15 protein-coding genes are annotated in these 16,968 nt (G+C 71.5%); 7 read left to right on the top strand and 8 right to left on the bottom strand.

The genetic code is table 11. From position 1 onward, the window contains the following. Positions 1-30 precede the first annotated feature (30 nt). The gene (locus ACFWVP_RS09090) at positions 31-615 is read right to left on the bottom strand and encodes a TMEM165/GDT1 family protein (protein ID WP_384494909.1); all 585 of its coding nucleotides are present in this window, start codon (positions 613-615) and stop codon (positions 31-33) included. Positions 616-941: 326 nt separating this feature from the next. Here ACFWVP_RS09090 and ACFWVP_RS09085 point away from each other — a divergent pair, with 326 nt between their 5' ends. Then, positions 942-1,346, top strand: a complete 405-nt coding sequence (locus ACFWVP_RS09085) for a (2Fe-2S) ferredoxin domain-containing protein (protein ID WP_384494907.1) — start codon at positions 942-944, stop codon at positions 1,344-1,346. 202 nt (positions 1,347-1,548) lie between these two features. Here ACFWVP_RS09085 and ACFWVP_RS09080 read toward each other — a convergent pair whose 3' ends face one another. Beyond that, positions 1,549-2,826, bottom strand: coding sequence for a hypothetical protein (locus ACFWVP_RS09080; RefSeq protein WP_384494905.1), 1,278 nt, complete (start codon positions 2,824-2,826; stop codon positions 1,549-1,551). Between the two features lie 81 nt (positions 2,827-2,907). Further along, entirely contained in the window at positions 2,908-3,402 is a 495-nt protein-coding gene (locus tag ACFWVP_RS09075) for an NUDIX domain-containing protein (protein WP_384494903.1), read from the bottom strand. Positions 3,403-3,553: 151 nt separating this feature from the next. Here ACFWVP_RS09075 and ACFWVP_RS09070 point away from each other — a divergent pair, with 151 nt between their 5' ends. Next, positions 3,554-4,669, top strand: coding sequence for a glycerate kinase (locus ACFWVP_RS09070; protein WP_384495156.1), 1,116 nt, complete (start codon positions 3,554-3,556; stop codon positions 4,667-4,669). 73 nt (positions 4,670-4,742) lie between these two features. Here the strand turns inward: ACFWVP_RS09070 and ACFWVP_RS09065 are convergent, their stop codons facing one another. Beyond that, the gene (locus ACFWVP_RS09065) at positions 4,743-5,456 is read right to left on the bottom strand and encodes a PucR family transcriptional regulator (RefSeq protein WP_384494901.1); all 714 of its coding nucleotides are present in this window, start codon (positions 5,454-5,456) and stop codon (positions 4,743-4,745) included. Between the two features lie 217 nt (positions 5,457-5,673). Here ACFWVP_RS09065 and ACFWVP_RS09060 point away from each other — a divergent pair, with 217 nt between their 5' ends. The 5 genes from ACFWVP_RS09060 to ACFWVP_RS09040 are packed head-to-tail and all read left to right on the top strand — an operon-like array spanning position 5,674 to position 10,546. Beyond that, positions 5,674-6,474 (top strand): ABC transporter ATP-binding protein, encoded by an 801-nt coding sequence (locus tag ACFWVP_RS09060; protein ID WP_384494899.1) that lies wholly within the window; start codon positions 5,674-5,676, stop codon positions 6,472-6,474. Continuing rightward, positions 6,471-7,274, top strand: coding sequence for an ABC transporter ATP-binding protein (locus ACFWVP_RS09055; RefSeq protein ID WP_384494897.1), 804 nt, complete (start codon positions 6,471-6,473; stop codon positions 7,272-7,274). Before ACFWVP_RS09060 ends, ACFWVP_RS09055 begins: the two co-directional genes overlap by 4 nt. Next, positions 7,271-8,161 carry a branched-chain amino acid ABC transporter permease gene (locus ACFWVP_RS09050; RefSeq protein ID WP_056792191.1) on the top strand — a complete coding sequence of 297 codons (891 nt, stop codon included), beginning with the start codon at positions 7,271-7,273 and terminating at the stop codon, positions 8,159-8,161. Before ACFWVP_RS09055 ends, ACFWVP_RS09050 begins: the two co-directional genes overlap by 4 nt. A gap of 4 nt (positions 8,162-8,165) precedes the next feature. Beyond that, entirely contained in the window at positions 8,166-9,296 is a 1,131-nt protein-coding gene (locus ACFWVP_RS09045) for a branched-chain amino acid ABC transporter permease (RefSeq protein WP_384495155.1), read from the top strand. Beyond that, positions 9,293-10,546 carry an ABC transporter substrate-binding protein gene (locus ACFWVP_RS09040; RefSeq protein ID WP_384494894.1) on the top strand — a complete coding sequence of 418 codons (1,254 nt, stop codon included), beginning with the start codon at positions 9,293-9,295 and terminating at the stop codon, positions 10,544-10,546. The genes ACFWVP_RS09045 and ACFWVP_RS09040 overlap by 4 nt, the downstream gene beginning before the upstream one ends. A 58-nt stretch (positions 10,547-10,604) precedes the next feature. On the opposite strand, the gene ACFWVP_RS09035 is transcribed toward ACFWVP_RS09040, so the two are convergent. The 4 genes from ACFWVP_RS09035 to ACFWVP_RS09020 all read right to left on the bottom strand — a co-directional run bounded on the left by ACFWVP_RS09035 (position 10,605) and on the right by ACFWVP_RS09020 (position 16,933). Beyond that, on the bottom strand, positions 10,605-12,962 hold the full coding sequence (locus tag ACFWVP_RS09035) for a discoidin domain-containing protein (protein ID WP_384494892.1): 2,358 nt from the start codon (positions 12,960-12,962) through the stop codon (positions 10,605-10,607). Between the two features lie 140 nt (positions 12,963-13,102). Next, on the bottom strand, positions 13,103-15,247 hold the full coding sequence (locus ACFWVP_RS09030) for a SpoIIE family protein phosphatase (protein ID WP_384494890.1): 2,145 nt from the start codon (positions 15,245-15,247) through the stop codon (positions 13,103-13,105). 188 nt (positions 15,248-15,435) lie between these two features. Then, on the bottom strand, positions 15,436-16,299 hold the full coding sequence (gene pssA / locus ACFWVP_RS09025; RefSeq protein WP_384494888.1) for a CDP-diacylglycerol--serine O-phosphatidyltransferase: 864 nt from the start codon (positions 16,297-16,299) through the stop codon (positions 15,436-15,438). Continuing rightward, on the bottom strand, positions 16,286-16,933 hold the full coding sequence (locus ACFWVP_RS09020; protein WP_384494886.1) for a phosphatidylserine decarboxylase: 648 nt from the start codon (positions 16,931-16,933) through the stop codon (positions 16,286-16,288). The genes pssA and ACFWVP_RS09020 overlap by 14 nt, the downstream gene beginning before the upstream one ends. Positions 16,934-16,968 lie beyond the last annotated feature (35 nt).

Raw genomic sequence — 16,968 nt, 5'->3', positions numbered from 1 at the left:
TCGCGCCGCCGCCGCGGCGGCGGCCGGTGCTCAGCCGGTGAAGATCTCGACGGCCGACCAGATCGCGAGCCCGAGCATGCACAGCCCGCCGATGCGCTGCACGGTCTTCAGCGGGACCCGCTTGGCGATGAACCGCCCGGCCAGCAGCGCGAGCGCGGACACGGACACGAGGGCGACGGCCGCTCCGATGGCCGTGGACCACGCGCCGTTGCTCGCGGCGAGGTTCGCGGTCGTGATCTGGGTGAGGTCGCCCCACTCGCTGATGAAGACGGCCATGAAGGCGGTCGAGTAGACCGGCCAGAAACCGGTCACGGTCTTGATCTCGTCCCCGTCCTCCTCTTCGCCACCGCCGGCGCGCAGCAGCATGAACGCGCCGAAGGCGAAGAGGAGGGCCGAGACCAGCTTGACGGTCCAGTCGGGCAGCAGACCGATGAGGCCACCCGCCCCGACCGCGATGGCGACGTGCACCACGAAGGCGGACGACGTACCGAACCAGACGTACAGGGGGCGCATGCGCGTGCCCATGGCCAACGAGGCGAACATCGTCTTGTCGGGGAGCTCCGCGAGGAAGATCAGCCCGAAGGCGGTGAGGATCGCCAGTGGGTCGAGATGCATTCCGGGTGGCTTTCTGTGAGAACCGGGCCCCGGGTCATCCGCGAAGTGCCGTTCGGGCTTTTCGGAGGACCACTCGGCCCGGCATGACGGCACCGCCCGCAGGGCGCGGACGTGTCATACCTGACCGAAGGTCTCGCCCACCCGTCCAGGATCCACGGGCCCGGCCACCGGGAACCCGAGGGCTCCAGTGTGTCGACGACCGGTTTTCGGGGCTACTCCCCTTCGCAGCCGTCAACACTACCCCACCCGGCCGCCCCGGCCCGCGGGGGAGCCGCTCGGTACAGTCGTACGGTGATCATCCGTGCCACCGACGGGAGTGTTCCCGCATGAGCCGCCGCACCCGCAAGGCCGCCGTGGAGCCGGGACCGTCCCGGCCCACCGTCAGCGTCTGCCGGGGCTGCTGCTGCGGCACCCCGAAGATCCCCGGCGTGGACCACGCCGGGCAGCTGGCGCAGCTGAGGCAGTCCCTCGACGGGGTCGCCACCGTGCGCGCCGTGGAGTGTCTGGACGCGTGCGAGCACGGCAACGTCATGGTCGTACAACCCTCCGCCGAGGGCCGTGGCGCGGGCGGCCGTCCCGTCTGGCTCGGGCTGGTCAACGATCCGCAGGCCGTCGCGGACATAGCCACCTGGGCGGCACAGGGCGGACCCGGCCTCGCCGATGTGCCCGAGATCCTGGACCTGTACACGTTCAAGCCGTCGCGCCGGATCCAGGGCGGTCTGAAGGGATAGCGGGACAGCCCGAAGGCCGGGGAGAACGGCCGGGACGCTGGGGAGCGGCTCCGGTCAGCGCTCCACGGACGGGGCCGGCCGGGCCGGCAGCGCGGGAGTCCGTGGGGACACCGGCGCCTCTGAGGATCGCGACGGGAGTCAGGGGCGGAGCGTACGCGGGAGCACATGCCGTCCGCGATCACGTTTCGGGCGATGCCGGGGGTCAGCCCGCCCGGACCCCGGTCACCGGAGCGAACGGCGAAGGAGCCCGCCCCGTCCACGTGTTCAGCTCGGCGCGGGCCGTCTGCCGGGTGACTCCGCCGTCCGTGGCCGTGCCGTTCCGCGCCACGTAGTAGCGGCCGTCGTCGAGCGAGACGAGCCCGTACTGGCCGTACCGAACCGTCGCGGGCCAGCCGTACACACCGGTCGCCGCGTCGTGCAGCCCCTCGCGGAGCAGCGGCAGCAGCAGCCCGCGCTCGGGCTCGCGCTGCCCGCGGACGACGCCCCGGACCGGCTTCGCGGCACCGTCCACCGCGAAGAGCGTGTAGTTGGGGAAGTCCGGCTTGGTGCCCTTGTAGGCGGCCATCAGCCAGGTGCCGCGGTAGGCGTCGTACTCCAGGTTCTGCACGCCGTACCTGGTGTTCCCGGTGTACGCGAAGTACGTGCCGCCGACCCGTGCCGGGCCACTGGTGTGCGGGGCCGCCTCGGTCAGCGGGCGCTCGTACCTCTTCCACCGCGTGACGTCGTACTGGAGCAGCACCTGGTGGTCGTTGTCCGTGCGGCCGGTTCCGGCGTACACACCGTAGGCGACCGTCAGCCGCTGCTCGCCGTGCTCACTGCCGAACTCCGGCCCGAACGCGACCCCGTCGATGCCGCTGCAGCCGTACCGGTGGTCGGGTGTCGCGGCGGTGTCGCCGTCGAAGACCCCGTCGCCGTTCATGTCGGCCGTGAAGTCCTTCACGACCTTGTCGAGATACACCGTCGACACGACACCGGTCGACTGCGCGTCCATGCCCGTCCGGGTGATGCGGTCACCGTCGAAGATCGCTATGTAGAACGACTTGGCGGCCTTGTACTCCAGCGAGCCGTAGACCCTGCCGTCCTTCCCGTTGAAGTCGAGGTCGCCCAGATGCCCCGTGAAACCGGTGACCGAGCCGACCGGACGGCCCTTCAGATCGGTCTTCACCAGCAGGTTAGTGAAGGAGAAGTACAGGAAGCCGCGGCGGCTGTCGAGGGCCATGCCCTGGACATGGCCGGACTGCCAGGCACCACCGTCCACCGAGGCCGGAAGGGGGCGGGGAACGGTGACCGGCGCGGTGGCCCGTACGGTCACGGACGCCGGAGCGGTGGCCGCCGCGCCACCGGCCGCGCCGATCACGGCCGTGCAGGCCAGCGCGGCCACCGCCGTCCTCCACAGGCGGCGGGCGCGCCTCGTGGGGCCGGGTGTTCCGTGCGGCCTGCTCGTGCCGTGCGTTCCGTCGAGTCCGTCGAGCCCGGGCATGGTCCCTCCCCTGTAGCGGAGTCGGGATGATGCCCGGCCCGGGTGCACGAGGGACCAATGGCGTGTGAACGCCGACCCGCCCTAGCGGACGGGCGGTTCACCGTCCTCCAGCTCGGCCGTACCCGCCCCCGAGTCCAGCACCCGCAGAGCCGCCAGGACACGTCGTCCGAGTCGTGCCGGCAGGAATCCGCCGAGGTGCGCGCGGTCCACCAGCCGCCAGGACAGGAGTTCCTCCTCCTGGAGCCGGATCGCCTCGAACTGCTCGGCCGACAGCACCCCGCCGTCGTACAGGTACGCCGCGATCGGCGGCCGTCCCGTACCGCGGGCCCAGTCGACCGCGAGCAGCCGGCCCGGTTCCAGGTCCAGCCCGATCTCCTCCGCCGTCTCCCGGCGCGCGGCCTGCCGGGGGCTCTCACCCCCGTCCGACTCGACCGTGCCGCCGGGCAGGGCCCAGCCCTCCCGGTAGTTCGGCTCGACGAGCAGGAGCCGGCCGTGCTCGTCCCGGAAGAGCGAGGCAGCCGCGGCCAGTACCCGGGGCAGTCCTGCGATGTACGTGGCGTAGTCAGTGGTGGTCACCAGGGCAGCGTAGAGGCACCGGCCGGGGCCCGGCCGACCCGCGGCCGACGCGTGGACAGCCATGGGCAGACCGGGGGCGGTCCGGATAGGGTCGGGGCGGCGCGACTGCCTGTTCGAAAGCAAAGGATGCAAGGTGACGGACGGAGCAGTGATGGAGACCGCCCGCGTGCTCGTCGCGGCGGACAAGTTCAAGGGCTCGCTCACGGCCGTGCAGGTCGCGGAGCGGGTGACGGCCGGACTGCGGCGCGTCGTCCCCGGGGTACGGGTCGAGACCCTGCCCGTCGCGGACGGCGGCGACGGCACGGTAGCGGCGGCGGTGGCCGCCGGATTCGAGCGCCGTGAGGCACGGGTGACCGGGCCGCTGGGAACGCCCGTCGATGCCGCGTACGCGGTGCGCGGCACCACGGCCGTGGTGGAGATGGCGGAGGCCTCGGGCCTCCAGCACCTCCCCGCCGGGGAGTTCGCCCCGCTCACGGCGACCACGTACGGCTCGGGCGAGCTGCTGCTGGCCGCGCTCGACGCGGGCGCCCGGACGATCGTGTTCGGCGTCGGCGGCAGTGCCACGACGGACGGCGGCGCGGGCATGCTCGCCGCGCTGGGGGCCCGCTTCCTGGACGCGGACGGCAAGCCCGTCGGACCGGGCGGCGGTGGACTCGCCGACCTGGCCGAGGCCGACCTGTCGGGGCTCGACCCCAGGCTGGCGGACGTCGACCTGATCCTGGCCAGCGACGTGGACAACCCGCTGACCGGCCCGAAGGGCGCCCCCGAGGTGTACGGGCGGCAGAAGGGCGCCACCGAGGACGACATCGCGGTCCTCGACGCGGCGCTCGCCCACTACGCCTCGGTACTCGGACCCGAGCACGCCGCGCTTCCCGGCGCGGGCGCCGCCGGAGGCATCGGCTACGGCGCGCTCGTCGCCCTGGGAGCACGCTTCCGGCCCGGCATCGAGGTCATGCTCGACGTCCTGGGCTTCGCCCCGGCGCTCGCCCGCGCCACCCTCGTCGTGACCGGTGAGGGGTCGCTCGACGAGCAGACCCTGCACGGCAAGGCACCGGCGGGCGTCGCCGCGGCGGCCCGGGCCGCCGGGGTGGAGGTCGTCGCCGTCTGCGGACGCCTCGCCCTGCCGCCCGAGGCACTGGAGGGGGCCGGGATCCGTCGGGCCTACGCCCTGACGGCGCTGGAACCCGATCCGGCGGTCTGCATGGCCCAGGCCGGGCCCCTGCTGGAGCGTGCGGCCGAGTCGATCGCCCGCGACTTCCTGGTCTGACCCGAGGCACCCGTGGAGGGGCGGGACACCCCGCCCCTCCACGCCCCTTCACCCTGCCGGCGGGGACACCGCCTCACGGCGGGGACACCGACAGCCGGAACGCGTCCAGCGCCAGCATCATCTCGATCAGTTCGCGCGGCCGTGAAAGCGACCGCGACGTCAACTGCTCCAGCCGCCGCAGCCGGTTGAGCACGGTGTTGCGATGGCAGTACAGCCGCCCCGCCGCCCGACCCGCGGACCCCCCGCACTCCAGCCACGCGTCCAGCGTACGCACCAGCAGCGCCCGGTCCGCCGGATCCAGGTCCAGCAGCGGACCGAAGACGTCCGCGACCAGCCGCGCCGAGAGCTCCGGCTGGCTCACCACCAGCGCCGCGGGCAGCCGCTCCTCCAGCCGAACGATCCCCTCCTCGCCCGGTACACAGGTCAGCAGCGCCACCTCGGCCAGCCGACGCGCCGTCCCGAGCCCCGCCAGGCCCTCCGCCACCGGGCCGATCCCGCCCGGACCCGGGCACCACCGCGCCAGCAGCGGGGCGAGCCCGGCCGGATCGCGGTCACCCAGGGCGACGACGACGAGCTCGCCGTCCGCCCGCGCCCGCCGGAAGAACCGCAGGCCGTCCGCGTCCACGAGCTGCCCCGCCGGCCTGACCCGCACCACCGCCACCGCGTAGCGGCCCTGTTCCGGAACGCCGAGAACCGCCGCGGCGCGCGCGGCGAGACCCGGTGCGGACCGGCCGTCCAGCAGGGCGTCGAGCAGCACCTCGCCCCGCTCGTCACTGCGCCGCTGCATACGTTCGCTCCCTTCCGCACCCGGGCCGTTCATGGCTGGTGACGATGCCACCCGCCCCCACGGGGACGACAGCGGATCACCTCCCTCTGTGCGCGTGCACAACGGGGCCGTTCACACACTGGTCACCCGCAGCGAGTGCGCGACGGACCGTGGACGCGCGGTGCGCCCCCCTGCTGGTCTGTGGCACCACAACGACCAGTCGGAAGGAGGAGGACGCATGGCAACGCTCGAGATCCGCGAACTGTCCGTGGGCTACGGCCCGGTACGGGCACTGCGCGACGTCTCCGTCGACGTGCCGCCCGGCGCGATCACCGCAGTACTCGGCGGCAACGGCGCCGGGAAGACCACGCTGCTGCGGGCCGTGTCGCGGACCCTCGGCTTCCACCGCGGCACGGGCACGGGCACCATCCGGTTCGACGGACAGCCCCTGGACGGCCTGCGCCCCGCCCAGGTGGTGGCGGCGGGAGTGATCCAGGTACCGGAGGGCCGGCAGGTGTTCGCCCGGATGACGGTGGCCGACAACCTCCGGGCGGGCGCGCTCGGCGCCCGTGGCGGACGCAAGGCGACCACCGCCGCGCTCGACCGGGTCCACGAACTGTTCCCGGTACTCGCCCAGCGCTCGCACCAGCGGGCCGGACTGCTGTCCGGCGGGGAGCAGCAGATGCTGGCGATGGGACGGGCCCTGATGGCCGGGCCCCGCCTGCTCCTGCTCGACGAGCCGTCCCTCGGACTCGCACCGCTGATGGCGGCCAGGATCGCCGAGACGATCCAGGAGATCAACGCGACGGGGACCTCCGTCATGCTCGTCGAGCAGAACGCGGCCATCGCGCTGCGCCTCGCCTCCACCGCGTACGTCCTGGACGTCGGCGAGGTCGCCCTCGAAGGCCCCGCCGACGAACTCGCCGCCTCCGACGAGGTGCGCCGCCGCTACCTCGGCGTCGTCGACGAGACGGCCGCCGAGGACGCCACGCAGGCCGTCGCCGGACCCTCGCGCACGCTGAGCAGGTGGTCCGCATGACCGCCGCTTCGGCCACCACGGCCTCCGTCACCGCCCCGGCCGCCCTCGCCGTGCGCGACGTGACCGTACGCTTCGCCGGGCTGACCGCCCTCGACGCGGTCTCGTTCACCGTCGAACCCGGCAGTGTGCACGCCGTCATCGGGCCCAACGGCGCCGGCAAGTCCACCACGTTCAACGTGCTCTCCGGCGTCTACCGCGCCACCTCCGGCACGGTGCACCTCGGCTCCACCGACCTCACCCGGCTCGCCCCGCACAAGATCGCCGGCCTCGGCATCGCGCGCACGTTCCAGAACCTGGCACTGCCCCCGCACGCCACGGTCGCCGACAGCCTCCTGCTCGGCCGGCACCGTCTCACCCGCGCGGGCTTCCTCGCCAGCGGACTGCGGCTGCCCTCGGCGGCACGCGAGGCGCGGCTGCACCGGGAACGGGTCCGGGAGATCGCCGAGTTCATCGGCCTGGAGAAGGAGTTGGAGCTGCCCGCCGGGATCCTCCCGTACGGGAAGCAGAAGCTCGTGGAGCTCGGCCGCGCGCTCTGCATGGAGCCGCGGGTGCTGCTGCTCGACGAACCCATCGCCGGCATGACGGCCGAGGAGCGGCGCCGCGTCGCGGCCGTCGTCGCGGACGTACGCGACAGCCTCGGCATCTCCATCGTGCTGGTCGAACACGACATGGGTGTGGTGATGCGGCTCGCCGACGCGGTGACCGTACTCGACTTCGGACGCAGGATCGCGGGCGGCACCCCCGCCGAGGTCCAGAACGATCCGGCCGTCGTCCAGGCCTACTTGGGGACACAGGAATGACCACCTTCATCGAACTCCTCCTCGGCGGACTCTCCATCGGCTCGGTCTACGCACTGATCGCGCTCGGCTTCGTCGTCATCTTCAAGGCCACCGAGGTCGTCAACTTCGCCCACGCCTCCCTGCTGCTCGCGGGCGGCTACGTCACCGCCGTGCTCCACGACGACATCGGCTTCTGGCCGGCCCTCGGCGTCGGGATCGCGGGCGCCGCGGTCGTCGGCTCCGCCGTCGAATTCCTCGTGATGCGCCGCTACCGGGGCAGCGACCACAGTGTCCTGGCCATCGTCACCATCGGCGTCGACATCGTCATCACGACGGAACTCGTCCGGCGGATGGGCACCGAGGTCCTCTCGCTCGGCGACCCCTGGGGCGACGACGTCGTCACCGTCGGCGGGGTCACCCTGGCCGAGACCCGCATCGCCGCGTTCGTCGCGGCGGCACTCCTCATCACCGTGTTCCTGCTCGCGTTCCGCTACACCTCCTGGGGTGTGTCGATGCGGGCCGCGGCGGAGAACCCGCAGACCGCCGCCCTCATGGGCATCCGGCTCGGCCGGGTCTCGCTCTCGGCCTGGGCGGTCGCCGGGGCACTCGCCGCCGTCGCCGCGCTCTTCCTCACCGTCTTCCCGACCCCGGGCCTCGAACGGGCCACATCCTTCGCCGCGCTCAAGGCCTTCCCGGCCGCGATCCTCGGCGGACTCGACTCGACGACGGGAGCACTGGTCGGGGGACTCGTCGTCGGGGTCACCGAGTCACTCGCCACCGGATACCAGAGCGACCTCTCCTTCCTCGGACGCGGCATCGGAGATCTCGCGCCCTACCTCGTGATGGTGGCCGTCCTGCTCATCCGGCCCGCGGGACTCTTCGGCACGAAGGAGCTCGCCCGTGTCTGACGCCATGCCCGACACCGCGCGGGAACCGTCCGTGGGACCGGCCGCCGGACCGAAGGCGGCCCCGGCCGCCGGGCGTTCGCTCACCGGACCGCTGCGGAGCGTCCGCACCTACCTCTGGCTCGCCGGTTCCGTCCTGCTGCTCCTCCTCCCGTTCTACCTGGACCGCTTCTGGCTCCAGGCCGGACTCTTCGCGATGGCCGCCGCGATCGGGGCGATCGGGATCAACCTGCTCACCGGAAGCACCGGCCAGCTCTCCATGGGCCACGCCTTCTTCCTCGCCGTCGGTGCCTACGGCTACTGCATCCTGGCGGGGGAGAGCAGCACCGAGAACGGCCACGAACTGAGCGGCCTCGGCCTCCCCACCTGGCTCGCGGCGATCCTCGCCGTCCTGCTGGCGGGCGCGGCGGGCGGACTGTTCAGCCCCATCGCGGGCCGGCTGCGCGGCGCGTACCTCGGTATCGCCACGCTCGCGCTGATCTTCATCGGACAGCATGTGCTGTTCAACGCGGGCTCGCTCACCGGCGGCTTCAACGGCCGTGCCGTGCCCCCGCTCTCGCTGTTCGGATTCACCTTCGACGACACCGAGGTGATCGTCGCCGCGGTGCCCTTCCAGGCTTCGGAGAAGCTCTGGTACGTGGCGCTGGCCGCCCTCGCCTTCAGCGCGGTCTTCGCCCGCGGGGTGCTGCGCGGCAGGCCCGGCCGGGCGCTCAACGCCGTCCGGGACCACCGCATCGCGGCCGGGGTGATGGGCGTACCGGTGGCGAAGTACCGGGCCGGGGTGTTCGTCCTGTCGTCCATGTACGCGGGCCTCGCCGGCGTCCTTCTCGCACTGGTCTTCCAGCGGACCGTGCCCGAGTACTTCGGCATGGTCCTGTCCCTCGAATACCTCGCCATGATCGTCATCGGCGGGCTCGGCAGCGTCGCCGGAGCCGTGATCGGCGCCGCGTTCGTCACCCTGCTCCCGCAGGTGCTCACCCACTACAGCGACTCCCTGCCCCTCGTGTCGGCCCCCGGAACGGGCGGGCTGACACCGGGCGAGGCGTCCCGCTATCTGTACGGCGCCGCGGTGGTCGCGGTGGTCCTGTTCCTGCCCGGCGGCCTTACGCGTCTGAAGAATCCAGGGGAGAAGAAATGAAACTGCGTGTCTACGGAGCGGTCCTCGCGGCCCTCACCCTCACCCTCGTCGGGTGCAGCGGGAAGGCCACCACGGACGACGGTGCCGGTACGGACAAGACCGGCATGAAGACCGGTGAGGGGGTCACCGACTCCAAGATCACCCTCGGTGCCCTCACCGACATGACCGGTGTGTACGCCTCGCTGGGCAAGAGCGTCACCCAGGCCCAGCAGCTGTGGGTGAAGGAGACCAACGCCGCGGGCGGCATCTGCGACCGGCAGATCGAGCTGACGGTCCGCGACCACGGCTACGACCCGCAGAAGGCCATCGCCGCCTACACCGAGCTGGAACCGGACGTGCTGGGATTCGCCCAGTTCATCGGCTCCCCGTTCGTCGCCGCCGTCGAACAGCGCGTCGACGGCCAGGACAAGGGGATCGTCCTGCCGCAGGCCTGGTCCGCGAGCCTCCTGGGCTCCGAGTACGTCCGGGTCATCGGCGCCACGTACGACGTCGAGACGATCAACCTGATCGACTTCCTCCTGGCCGAGAAGCGCATCGCCAAGGGCGACAAGATCGGTCACGTCTACTTCGAGGGCGACTACGGCGAGAACGCCCTGGCCGGCTCCAAGCACGTGGCGAAGGAGGCGGGCCTCACCGTGGTCGAGCAGAAGATCAAGCCGACCGACAACGACATGACCGCCCAGGTGTCCGCGCTCAAGCAGGCCGGCGTCAAGGCGATCGTCATCAGTGCCGGACCGCGTCAGGCGGCCTCCCTGGTCGGCGTCGCCGCCGCCACCGGCTTCGACGTCCCCGTCGTGGGCAACAACTCGGCCTACGCCCCGCAGCTCCTCGCGACCCAGGCGGGCGCGGCACTGCAGAAGGACTACTACATCGGCGCCTCCACCCTGCCCATCGGGGACCCGGCCGAGGGTCCGGCCAAGCTCTCCAAGGCGTACGCGGCCCAGTACCCGAAGGACGGCCTCGACAACGGGGTCATCGCCGGATACAACGCGGCCTCCGTCTTCGGCGAGGCGCTGAAGAAGGCCTGCGAGTCCAAGGACCTCACCCGTGCGGGCGTCGGCAAGGCCCTGCTGTCCATCAAGGGATTCGGCAGCGACTTCGGGATCTCGCACGACTTCACCGACCCGGCGGCCCCCTCCACCAAGGAGACCGTCGTCATGAAGCCGGACGCCAAGACCCCCGGCGGCCTCAAGGTGGTCCGCCCGGCCGAGGTGGCCGCGGCGGCGGAGACCTTCACACCGAAGTCCTGACCCCGCCGCACACCAGGACGGGCCCGGCCACCGAGGCCGGGCCCGTCCGTGTGTCCGGTCAGCCGGTGTAGGCCTCCAGCTCGGACAGCTGTGCCGCCGGCCATCCGGTGTTCCCGGTGAACGTCAGCCGCACATGGCGGACCGGTGTCCCCGGGAGGGTGAGGGTGGCGGTGTTGCCGCTCGACGGGTCGAAGGTGTAACCCGTGGACGCCTTCAGGGAGTTGTACGTGGAGTTGTCGGTGCTGCCCGAGACGGTGACGGTCTGCGTACGGGTGGCCCAGGCGGCGGCCGGGGGAAGCTTCAGCACCAGACGTTTGACTGCCTTCGCGGCGCCCAGGTCCACGGTGACGGACTGCGGGAAGGCGTTGTTCCGGCTCTCCCAGTAGCTGTTCGCGTTGCCGTCCACCGCGTTGCCGGCGCCGTACACATCGGCGTGGCTGGTCTCGGTGACCGTACGGCCCTGTGCGAGGTTGCCCGTCTCCTCGGGCGGATCGGTCGGGTCCGGAGGGTCGGTCGGGTCCGTGGGATCCGTCGGGCCGCCCGGCACCCCGCCGTTGGTCCACACCGGGGCGGGCCAGGTGCCGGTGCAGACGGGCGGGTCGGCGTACCAGCCGGAGTTTCCGGCACCCCGGGTGATCCGGAAGCCGCTGCCCACGCAGTTGTGGATCGGGTTGGACTGCGCGATGTTCGTGGCCCTCACCCCGCTGAACGAGGCCGAGCCCGGGGCCTGGATCTGCAGGGCGTACGTGCCCGCACCGTCGATCTCGATGTTGTCGAAGCGCAACCCGTTCGTGGCGCCCTCGATGAGGTGGATCGCCGCGTAGGAGCTGTCCAGGATCTCGCTGTCGGTGATGTTGATCGTGGCGTCGCTGATCGGTTCGTTGAGTCCGCTGAACCAGATCGCGCCGACGCCGAACTGCCAGTTGTAGTCGTTGTTACCTGTCCGGATCAGGGTGTTGCGGGCGGCCGTGTGTGTGCCCGAGACAGCCGTGCCCCGGCCGGAGTCGACCCCCGGATAGCGGTTCGCGATGTGCAGGCCGCCGCCGTTGGTGATCGTGTCCGACATGACGTTGTCGGAGATCGTGATGTCCTTGCCGCCGTACGTGACGATGTTGTTGGCGAGGATCGGCAGGATCACCGTGTTGAACGTGAACTTGTTCTTCACGTTCGGGATGTTCTCGGCCCACATGGCCAGGCCGTCGTCCCCGGTGTTGCGGACGAAGGTGTTGGTGACCGTGGAGTTCGTGACGCCGTAGTGGAAGTTCACGCCGTCGGCGGTCTGGTCCAGGATGCGGCTGTTCCTGATGGTGAAGTTGTCCATCGGGCCGTCCATCCAGGCGCCGCACTTGGTGTGCTGCATCCAGACGTTGTCGACGACCGAGTCGGACATCGCCCCGCCGATGGCGTTGACCTGGTCGTTGTCCACGCGCTCACGGATGTCGCCGATGATGGCGAAGTCCTTGAGGACGACACCGCTGCTGCCGCCCTGCGCGGCGTACTTCCCGTAGACCCCGACCGCCTTGCTCCGGTCCGTGGCGTGGCGGCCCGTCAGCACGCTGTACCAGGGGCCCGCGCCTCGCAGGGTCACCTTGTCGACGACGACGTGGTCGGTGACCCGGAAGGTGCCCTGCGGGATGTACACCTCCTTGCCCTGGGCGCGGCCCGCGTCGACCGCCGCCTGGATCTTCGCGGTGGAGTCGGCGGCACCCGTCGGGTCGGCACCGAAGTCACCCACCACGTCCAAGGCCCCGGAGGGCTTGCCGACCGGCGCGCCGACCCGCTCGAAGTCCGCCAGGTCGATCGTGAACGACGGGGAGGCGGCGGTGGACGTCACCTGGAGCCGGACCTTCGTACCGGCGGCCAGAGTCGACCCGAGCATCGTCCGGGTCTCGTCGTAGAAGTGGTGCGGGTCGGTGTCGCCCGGGTTGTTGTTGAAGGGATAACCCCCGTAGTACCAGCCGTACTTCGAGGTCACCGGCACGCTCTTGAGCGAGGAGCCGTTCACCCGTACGTCGATCGAGGCGTCCCGGCCCGTCCCGGCGGAGTTGTCCGGCAGTGAGTAGCGGAAGGTCATCGCGTTCGCCGGAGCGGTGAGGGTGAACTCCACGTACTCACCCGCCGCGTCGAGGGTGACGGCCTGCCGGCCCGACGCCTCCGACGGCAGCGAGCCGTACAGCCGGTCCGGCCCGATGAGCGTGCCGTTGGTGGCGGCGTACTCGGCCTCCTGTTCGACGAACGGGACGGTGGCGCCCCGGCCCGGTATCCCGACGGGCGACGGTGCGGGCACGGCGGCGGCCTGGGCGGGCGGCGCCCCGGCCAGCACGACCACCGCGGCGGTACCGGCGGCGACGAGTGCCAGGGAGAGGGAGGCGGACAGGGAGCGCCTGAGCAGGCGTCGTCCTTCTGGTGGGGTCACGTGTGGTCGTCCTTGCGGCTCGTGGGGGCTCTGCGGACGCCCCACAGGCTAGGAGCATCCCCGCAAGGAAGTCCACGCTGCTGCGCAAGATTTCGTGCTCAGAACTCAAATTAGTGACTCACGCGCGACAATTCCGCGCTTCACGGCTCTGAGTCGTCCGTCCGCAGCGCGTTGACGAGGAGCAGCGCGATGTCGTCGCTACCGGGCGTGAACCGCTTCGCGTACCGGACGAGCGTGTCGGCGACCTCGTCCATGGTCTGGTCCAGCGCCAGGGCGAAGTGCTCGGCCAGTTCGGCGACGGCGTCGTCGAAGTCCAGACCCGGCGCCTCCACGAGTCCGTCGGTGTAGAGGGCGAGCGCCGCGCCCGGGAGCAGCGGGATCTCGGCCGTCGGGTAGCGCGACGAGGGATCGATGCCGAGCAGCAGACCGGGGGGCAGCCCGAGCACCTCGGTCTGCCCGTCGGGCTGCCGCACCAGGGGTGGCGGATGGCCCGCCGTGGCCAGTACGGCGCGGTGCCCGGCGAGGTCGAGATGGACGTACAGGCAGCTGGTGAACAGGTCCGGGTCGAGGTCGGTCAGCAGCCGGTTGGTGCGGGCGAGGACCTCGTCGGGCGGCGCGCCCGCCGAGGCGTGCACGGCGGTGCGGACCTGCCCCATGAGCGCCGCGGCGTTCACGTTGTGCCCCTGTACGTCACCGATGGTCACCGCGGCCGTGCTGTCGTCCAGGCGGATCAGGTCGTAGAAGTCCCCGCCGATGCCCATGCCACGGGTGGCCGGGAGGTAGCGGGCCGCGACGTCCAGGCCCTCGACCCGCGGCAGGGTGTGGGGGAGGAGGTGGGCCTGGAGGCTGTGCGCGAGCCGGTCCTTGGTGTCGTAGAGGCGGGCACGGTCCAGGGCCTGGGCGAGCAGTCCCGCGATCGAGGTGAGCAGGGCGCGTTCCTCCGGCTCGAAGACGTGGTCCCGGTCGTAGGCGAGCACCAGCGAACCGACGGGACGCCCGGAGACGATGAGGGGGAGGAAGGCGCTCGCGGCGACGGCCCTGCGCAGGCCCGCGGCGGGGTAGGCGCGCTCCAGCCCGGAAAAGTCGGCGTAGAAGCCGGGAACGCCCGTCACCAGGACGTGTGCCGCCGGGGTGTCCGCGTTCAGCGCAGCGCCGTCGAAGCGGTCCATGAGCGTGGGGTGCAGGCCGCGCCGGCCCTCGATCCGCAGCCGGCCCTCCGCCGAGGTCATGAGGATCAGGGTCTGGATCCGGAAGGCGGGCATCAGCTGGTCGCCCGCCAGCTCGATGACGTCCTGGGTGCCGACGGCCTCCGTGAGCGTGGCGGCCAGGTGCATCAGATGGTAGAGGGCGGTCGCCCGGCTCGGCACGGCCGTCGCGGTGTACAGCCGGGGCGCCTGGGACGTCCCCGGGTCGGGTTCGCCGGCGGGGGTGATCCGGACGCTGATGCCCGAGGCGTTCGGGAAGAGGTGGAAGGACAGCAGACGGTCCGGCGGCCGGAGAGCGGTGAAGGACGTCTGCTGGCGGCCGATGACCGCGGCCCGGTAGTGGTCCTCGGCGGCAGGGTCGTCCATCCACGGCAGTGACACCCAGGGGAGCGTGCCCAGGACGTCCGCGGCCCGGATGCCCAGCAGGTCCGCGGCGGCGTCGTTCAGGAAGGTGATCGACCCGTCCAGGGCCAGTGCGCAGCTCCCCCCGGGCAGCCGCTGGACGAACTCCATGGCGGCCGCCGCCTCGGCCGGCTCGGGCACGGGAGGCTCCGGCGGGGCGAGCACCCGGGGCTGGATGCCCGGCAGCACGGGGAGGCCGCCGCTCTCGGCCTGCTGGAGCAGCATCCCGATGCCGTGGCAGGCGGTGACCATGGCGTCCCGCTCCTGGGGCGTCAGCTGCGGCGCGTGCGAGCCGGGCCACAGCAGTACGACCCCACCCCGGTCGATGTCGCCCGTACGGATCGGGGCGGCACACAGCGAGAACCGGTACGGCATCACGAGCGCGGGCCGCGGATAGCGCCGGGCCAGCTCCTCCTGGCTGCCCAGCCAGATCAGGCACCGGTGCCGCACGGCGTCGGCCACCGGGATCGGGGCGGACAGCGTGACCCGGTTCCACGGGGTCGCCAGCTGCCAGGGGACCCCCGACAGCACCGCCAGGTGGAGGGTTGTCTCGTTCCGCGGCAGCAGGTACAGCATGGCGACGGACGCCCCGGCCTCCCGCACGAGGTGCGCCACGGCGCTGTCCAGGAGCTCCGTGCCGGAACCCGTGGCGGCGGTGGAGGCGGCTTGGTCCTGCACCCTCTCGACCCTTCTCCGTGACGAGCGGCGGGGCATCCGGTGACGACGGCTTGTCCGGGCATCCTGTCGATACGACTTATATGGACAATACGCCCACTGTGCGTCGGGGACATCGCGATCACCCCGCACGCGCGAGGGCCCGGATGCTGGGGAGCATCCGGGCCCTCGTGACTGTCTGTTCCGTGCGGCTACGGGAGCTGTGCCGCCCGCGCCTCACGCCGGTTGCCGCGGAAGGTGTTCACCCGCCGAGCCGTGGCGAAGAGCGGGATCACCGCGCCCATCACCACCTGCAGCGCACAGCCGGTCTGCAGGAGCAGCTGACCGCCGGGTGCGTCGAACGCCCATGCGGCGAGGAGCCCCATCGCGGCCACGATCCAGCTGAGCATCGCCACCGCGAGGACACCCCGCGGCTTCGGGTACTCGACCCGGCTGACCATCAGCCACGCCACTCCGACGATCGCGAGCAGCGTCGGCACGAAGGGCAGCTCCAGAAGCACGATCGAGACGACCGTGAGCGCTCCGAAGGGGCTCGGCATGCCCTGGAACATGCCGTCCTTCAGTGTGACGCACGAGAATCTGGCAAGCCTAAGCACCACCGCCAGCAGCACGACGATCGCCGCGAGCGCCGACACCCTCTGGTGCGCGTCGTCCGCGACCATCCCGTACACCAGCACGAAGTACGCCGGGGCGAGCCCGAAACTGATCAGGTCGGAGAGGTTGTCCAGCTCCGCGCCCATCGGCGAGGAACGCAGCTTGCGCGCCACGAGCCCGTCGAAGAGGTCGAACACGGCGGCCATGAGCATGAGGATGACCGCGGTGGCCGCGGAGTGCCGGGCCATGCCCGTCTCGTCGCTGCCCGTGAGGTGCGGGATGAGGATCCCCGTGGTGGTGAAGTACACCGCCATGAAACCGCACGTGGCGTTACCGAGGGTGAGCGTGTCCGCTATCGACAGCCGCATGGAGAGCGGCATGTCCTCCGTGCCGTCGGAGTCCTCGTCCTCGACGGCCTCCGGCACCCAGCCGGCCTGTGTATCAGGATCAATCACGGTCAATTCGAGTCACCCCCGCGGTGGTGGCCTGGCCGACCTCGACCGCGACATCGATACCTTCCGGAAGGTAGATGTCGACGCGCGAGCCGAACCGGATCAGACCGATGCGTTCGCCCTGCTCCACCTTCGTACCCTGCGGGATGTAGGGCACGATGCGACGGGCGACCGCTCCCGCGATCTGCACCATCTCGATGTCGCCGAGCTCGGTGTCGAAGTGCCAGACAACGCGCTCGTTGTTCTCGCTCTCCTTGTTGAACGCCGGGACGAACCCGCCCGGGACGTGCTCGACCGATGTGACGGTGCCGGACAGGGGCGCCCGGTTGACGTGCACATTCAGCGGGCTCATGAAGATCGCGACGCGGGTGCGCCCGTCCTTCCACGGCATGATGCTCTGCACCACGCCGTCGGCCGGCGAGATGACACGACCCTGGGTGATCTCGCGCTCGGGGTCGCGGAAGAACCACAGCATGCCCGCCGCGAGCGCGGTGGTGGGCACGGCCACGGCGGCCCAGCGTCCGGACCTGCGGGCCCGGGCGAGGCTGAGTGCCGCGGTGGCGACGGTCGGGAGGAGCCACGGCGATGCTCCGCGGGCAAGGCGGACCCCGCCGCGTGGTGCAGAGTTCTGACTGTCGGGCATGGATGACCTTCGTAGCGGATGATGCCGCGCTGGCA

Origin of the sequence: Streptomyces sp. NPDC058637 (assembly GCF_042717325.1) — a bacterium.
Lineage (GTDB): Bacteria > Actinomycetota > Actinomycetes > Streptomycetales > Streptomycetaceae > Streptomyces.
The sequence above is the reverse complement of the archived record's forward strand: the minus strand, read 5'-3'. Positions and strand labels throughout refer to the sequence as shown.